The organism is Pseudolysinimonas sp., from assembly GCF_031389465.1.
Classification (GTDB): domain Bacteria; phylum Actinomycetota; class Actinomycetes; order Actinomycetales; family Microbacteriaceae; genus Pseudolysinimonas_A.
In genome coordinates, this window is record NZ_JANMSQ010000327.1 from 1 (window position 1) to 5,475 (window position 5,475).

General features: G+C 70.2%; 6 protein-coding genes. 5 read left to right on the top strand and 1 reads right to left on the bottom strand.

The annotated features are described in order from the left end of the window. Positions 1-149: 149 nt before the first annotated feature. The 4 genes from RMO30_RS12555 to RMO30_RS12570 are packed head-to-tail and all read left to right on the top strand — an operon-like array spanning position 150 to position 3,482. Positions 150-1,373, top strand: a complete 1,224-nt coding sequence (locus tag RMO30_RS12555; protein WP_309714072.1) for an alanine--glyoxylate aminotransferase family protein — start codon at positions 150-152, stop codon at positions 1,371-1,373. Then, positions 1,370-2,587, top strand: coding sequence for a Zn-dependent hydrolase (locus RMO30_RS12560; RefSeq protein ID WP_309714075.1), 1,218 nt, complete (start codon positions 1,370-1,372; stop codon positions 2,585-2,587). The genes RMO30_RS12555 and RMO30_RS12560 overlap by 4 nt, the downstream gene beginning before the upstream one ends. After that, the gene (locus RMO30_RS12565; protein ID WP_309714078.1) at positions 2,587-3,009 is read left to right on the top strand and encodes an iron-sulfur cluster assembly scaffold protein; all 423 of its coding nucleotides are present in this window, start codon (positions 2,587-2,589) and stop codon (positions 3,007-3,009) included. The genes RMO30_RS12560 and RMO30_RS12565 overlap by 1 nt, the downstream gene beginning before the upstream one ends. After that, the gene (locus tag RMO30_RS12570; RefSeq protein ID WP_309714081.1) at positions 3,006-3,482 is read left to right on the top strand and encodes a GNAT family N-acetyltransferase; all 477 of its coding nucleotides are present in this window, start codon (positions 3,006-3,008) and stop codon (positions 3,480-3,482) included. The genes RMO30_RS12565 and RMO30_RS12570 overlap by 4 nt, the downstream gene beginning before the upstream one ends. A 125-nt stretch (positions 3,483-3,607) precedes the next feature. Here RMO30_RS12570 and RMO30_RS12575 read toward each other — a convergent pair whose 3' ends face one another. Continuing rightward, positions 3,608-4,591: a phosphotransferase gene (locus RMO30_RS12575; protein WP_309714083.1), complete on the bottom strand. Its 984-nt coding sequence runs from the start codon at positions 4,589-4,591 to the stop codon at positions 3,608-3,610. Positions 4,592-4,625: 34 nt separating this feature from the next. On the opposite strand from RMO30_RS12575, the gene nudC reads away from it, so the two are divergent. Further along, the coding region (nudC, locus tag RMO30_RS12580) for an NAD(+) diphosphatase (RefSeq protein WP_309714085.1) at positions 4,626-5,475 on the top strand (850 nt) is incomplete at its 3' end.

The following is a 5,475-nucleotide window of genomic DNA, read 5'->3' on the forward strand; positions in this document are numbered from 1 at the left end:
ACCCACGGGTTTCGATACACCGCCTTCGGCGGCACTCAACCCACGGGTTTCGATACACCGCCTTCGGCGGCACTCAACCCACGGGTTTCGATACGCGCGCCGCGCAGCGGCGCGCTACTCAGCCCACGGGTGGTGGCATTCTTGGGAGGGTGACCGCGAACCAGATCGACCCGCCCGCCCGCCTGCTGATGGGGCCGGGGCCGATCACGGCCGATCCGCGGGTGCTGCGGGCGATGTCTGCGCAGCTCGTCGGGCAGTACGACCCGGCGATGACGGGCTACATGGCTGAGGCGCAGGAGCTGTACCGCGGGGTGTTCCGCACGACGAATGCGGCGACCCTGCTGATCGACGGCACCGCCCGCGCGGGTATCGAGGCCGCGTTCGTGAGTCTGCTCGAGCCGGGCGACAAAGTGCTCGTGCCGATCTTCGGGCGCTTCGGGCACCTGCTGCGCGAGATCGCCGAGCGCTGCGGCGCCGAGGTTCACGTCATCGAGCGCGAGTGGGGAACCGTGTTCACGCCCGCCGAGATCGAGAAAGCTCTCAGCGAGGTGAAGCCGAAGCTGCTCGCCGTCGTGCACGGCGACACCTCGACGACCGTCGCGCAGCCGCTCGACGAACTCGGCGCGCTGGCCGCGAAGCACGGCGCCCTGCTCTACACCGACGTCACCGCGAGCCTGGGCGGCAACACCTTCCTGGCCGACGAGTGGGGGGTGGATGCCGCCACCGCCGGGCTGCAGAAGTGTCTCGCCGGGCCGTCGGGATCGTCACCGATCACCCTCTCCGACCGTGCCGTCGCGATCATCGAGGCGCGCAAGTCGGTGGAGGCGGGCATCCGCAGCGAGGGCGACCCGGTGCTCGCCCACCCGATCCGCAGCAACTATTTCGACCTCGCGCAGATCCTCGACTATTGGGGGCCGAAACGGCTCAACCACCACACCGAAGCCACGACGATGCTCTACGGCGCCCGCGAGTGCGCCCGCATTCTGCTCGAAGAAGGAATGGATGCTGCCGTCGAGCGGCACCGCATCAACGGCGCCGCGATGACGGCGGGACTCGTCGCCACCGGGCTCAAGCTGTTCGGCGACCAGAGCGTGCGCATGAACAACGTCATCGCGGTGCAGATCCCCGACGGAGTCGACCCTGACGGGGTGCGGGCAACCATGCTGGCCGACTACGGCATCGAGATCGGCACCTCGTTCGGGCCGATGCACGGCAAGGTGTGGCGCGTCGGAGTGATGGGTTACAACGCCCGTAAGGATGCCGTGCTGACGACCCTCGCCGCGTTCGAGCAGGTGCTGCGCCGGGCAGGCGTGAAGGTGCCTGCGGGGGCCGGAACCGACGCCGCCCTCGACTCGTATGGCGCTTCTGCATGACAGCGCAGCGGGTGCTCGCCCGCGCCGATGAACTGAGCACTCACTCGGCGCGCGAAGACGGCATCGAGCGCGCCTACCTCACGCCGGAACAGACGCGCGTGAACGCGATCGCCGCCGCATGGATGCGCGAGGCCGGACTCCGCTCGTGGCCCGACGAGGCGGCGAACGTCTGCGGCCGGCGGCACATCGATGACGACGACCGCCCGGCGCTGCTGCTCGGCTCGCATCTCGACACCGTTCCCGGCGCGGGGCGGTACGACGGCATCCTCGGTGTTCTCGTCGCGATCGAGGTCGCCGACCGGCTGCGGGATGCCGACCTCCCGTTCGCACTCGAAGTCGTCGCGTTCGGCGACGAGGAGGGCACGCGATTCGGCACGACGCTGCTCGGCTCGCGCGCGCTCGCCGGCGGCTGGAAGGATGCCTGGCTCGACCTGTCCGACGCCGACGGGATCGCGCTGCGTGATGCGGCGACGACGTTCGGGCTCATCCCGGAGAACATCGGAAACGCGGCCCGCGCGCCCGGTTCGCTCGTCGGCTACCTGGAGTGCCACATCGAACAGGGTCCCCGGCTTGAGGATCTCGACCGTGCCCTCGGCGTCGTGACGACGATCGCGGCGGCGGAGCGGCGGGTGATCTCGTACCGTGGCGAGGCCCGGCACTCCGCGACCCCGTGGGAGTTGCGGCGCGACGCGCTGCTCGGCGCGAGCGAGGGGATCGTCGCGATCGAACGGATCGCGCGTGACCGGGGCAGCCCCGCGACGGTGGGGCGCATCCGGGTCGAACCCGACGCGGTCAACGTCATCGCCGGTTTCGCGGAGTTCAGCCTCGACCTGCGCGACGCCACCGCGGCCGGGCGCGATGCGACCTGGGGCCACATCCGCCACGAATTGCACCGTATCGCCGGCGACAAGGGGCTCGACCTGGAGGTCACCTCGACCCACGTCGCCCCGGAGGCTCCGAGCGCCCCGCACCTTCAGGCGGCGATCGCGGCAGGGATCGCGGCGACGGGTGATGCCGACCCGATCGAGCTGGTGAGCATCGCCGGCCACGACGCGATGGCCATCGCCGACCTCACTGAGATCGGGATGCTGTTCGTGCGCTGTGCGGGAGGCATCAGCCATCACGCCGACGAGTCGGTGCGCGAAGACGACGTCGCGCTCGCGATCGACGCGCTCGAGGCGGCGGTGCTGCACCTGGCGGCGGAGTCGGGCTAGTGCTCGCCGAGGCAGATCGGGCAACCCTTATCGAGGAGCTCGCGACCGCGCGGGTCGGCGCGGGACTCGGCGACCTGCGGGGCCTCGAAGCCCACCGGCGCTCACCCGCCTGCGGTGACGACGTGCGGGTGCGCGTCGTGCTTCAGGGCGACCTCATCGCCGACCTGCGCTGGGAGGGTCACGGGTGCGTTGTTTCGACCGCCGCTGCCTCTGCCCTCGCCGCCACGGCATCCAGTCTCGCTGTCGCCGAGTTCCGCGCGCTCACGGCCCGCTACCTCGCGACCCTCGACTCGGGGGCTGCTGCCGACCCCGACCTCGGCGACCTCGAAGCCTTCGCCGGCATCGGCCGCTACCCGCTGCGCGCGGGCTGCGCATCCCTCTCCTGGCGCGCCGCCCTCGACGCCCTGCACACTGACACATGATCACCGTCCGCCCCGCCGTCCCCGACGACGCGGAACGCATCACCGACATCCGCAACACCGGGTGGCGAGAGGCCTACGCCCACCTGTTGAGCGCCGACTTTCTCGCCGAGTTGTCGAGCGACGCGGAGGCTTTCCGGCGTGGCATCGCGAACGCCCGTCGCTCAGTCACTGTCGTCGCCGAACTTGACGGAGAGGTCGTCGGCTACGCCCTGGCTGGCCCGCCGGCAGATGAGGATGATGCGCCACGCGACTGGTGTTTGCGCCATCTCTACCAGTACTCGCGCCTCCACGGTTCGGGCACCGGGCAGGCGCTGCTCGATGCCGCCGTCGGCGACCGCCCCAGCTATCTCTGGACGGCCGAAGACAACCCGCGTGCGATCGCCTTCTACCGCCGCAACGGCTTCCTCCCCGACGGCACCCGCAAGACCGCGCCCGAGTGGGAGAACCTCGCCTCGATTCGGATGGTCCGCTGACGGGTGCCTGCCCGATTTCCATTTCAGGATTGGGTGAGGCGAGTGTTCCTAATGTCACCGCGTGTGACAACAGCAGCCACGCCATCCACTCTGGTCACCCAAACTCCTGAAAACGGAAAGCGACCTCAGCGGATGCGGGACGTGCGCTCGAGCAATTGCTCGACTTCGTCGATTCCCAGCGGTACCTGGGGTCCGCCAATGGGGTTCATGAGGTCGCGCGATGTTTCGTCGACGAGGGCGGAGAGCATCCCGACGGCGTCGTCGACGACCTCGGTGGAGCGGGTTTCGGTGCCGTGGAGCAGCCAGCGGGCGACTTCGAGTTCGGAGAGCAGCGAGGCGCGTTGGCGCAGTTGCCGGTCAACGGTGCCGCGAACGCGTGAGTAGGCGGCGAACGCGGAGTCCGCGACGTCGAGTGAGGCGCCGGCCAGCCATTGGAGGTCGGCCGCGGGGTCGCCGACGCGCAACCCGTGCCAGCCGAGCATCCCGGTGACGGCGTCGTTCGCGGAGAGGAACGAGTCCGATCCGAGCGCACCGTTGACGACCGCGGGAGTGAACTGCCAGAGGGTTGGTTCTTCGCTGGCGCGTTCCCACCGGCCGAGCAGCGCGGCGGGCACGAGGCCGGTGGCGGCAGCGCGGTCCATGAGGGCGACGACGGCGCGGAGGGTCTCGACGGGGGACTGCGAGGGGAGTCCCGCGTCGATGACGACGTTCGGAGGGAGGGCGTGGATGGCGGCGATGGCCGACCCGATGGATGCCGCCAGTTCGATGCTCATCGACTCGAGGGGCACTTTGGAGCCGTAGACGAATTCGGAGACGACGGCGCGGGTGCCGTCGACGGGAACCTGCCCGGCGAAGGTGGAGACGGTGAACGGCAGGCGGGCGCGCACGCCGGCGCTGAGGGCTCGCAGGGCGACGAGGTCGGCGGACTGTTCCTGTTCGGCGCGTTCGCTGCGAGGTACTCGGATCACCCAGTGTCGACCGTCCCGGCCGGTGAGAATGGCGGCGTCGAAGTCGCCTCCGCGGGAGCCGAAGCCTTGGGCGCTGACGATGTCCAGCCCCGCCACGGCGGACGTCGCGAGCGCCGCTAGAGTGAGATGGGATCGGGCCATATCCACAGGGTAGGTCGGCCCGGGAGGAGTCCGGATGTCCGACACTCCCCCTCCCAGCACCTTCTCGTCCCGGCTGCCGCTGGCTCGAGCCGCTCTGGATCGCGACCATCTGGGCCGAGCGGGCGGGATCGACGCGCTGCTCGATGACTCCCGCACCCGCGCGATCGTGTTGCACGAGGGCCGCGCTCTGCTTGCCTCCCCGACGAGTCTCGCGATCCTGCCGCCGTCGGTTGTTCCGCAGGCAGCACTCGCGGTGTACCTCGGGCGCACGACGAACCCCGTCCCCGATGTGCCGGAGGGCACCCCGATCCTCGCGCTCGCGGTGGACTCGACCGACGGGCTCGATGAGCTCGACGACATCCCGACGGGAAAGGCACAGTGGGGCGATCTGCGCCGCATCGGAGCGCGGCTCGATGAACGCGACGCGGGCCTCTTCACGCAGGCGCTCGCCATCCTGAACTGGCACACGGTGTCGCGCTTCTCGCCGGTAGCCGGGGTCGAGACGGTGCCGGCCGAGTCGGGTTGGGTGCGCCGCGACGAGAGCGGCAAGGACTACTTTCCGCGCACCGATGCGGCGGTGATCGTCGGGGTGCTCGACCAGGATGACCGGATGCTGCTCGGCGCGAATGCGCTGTGGGAGGCGAACCGCTTCTCGCTGCTCGCCGGGTTCGTCGAGCCGGGGGAGTCGCTCGAGGCCGCCGTCATCCGCGAGGTGTTCGAGGAGTCGGGCGTGCGAGTGCAGGATCCGCAGTACCTCGGCAGTCAGCCGTGGCCGTTCCCGGCATCCCTGATGGTCGGGTTCGAGGCCCGAGTGGCGCCGGGCGCCGACACCACGGGTCGCCCCGACGGCGAGGAGATCATCGCGCTGCGCTGGTTCAGCCGCG

Coding starts and splice junctions, on each gene's coding strand:
- RMO30_RS12560 (WP_309714075.1), top strand. CDS start 1,370: ATGACAGCGCAGCGGGTGCTCGCCCGCGCCGATGAACTGAGCACTCAC.
- RMO30_RS12570 (WP_309714081.1), top strand. CDS start 3,006: ATGATCACCGTCCGCCCCGCCGTCCCCGACGACGCGGAACGCATCACC.
- RMO30_RS12575 (WP_309714083.1), bottom strand. CDS start 4,591: ATGGCCCGATCCCATCTCACTCTAGCGGCGCTCGCGACGTCCGCCGTG.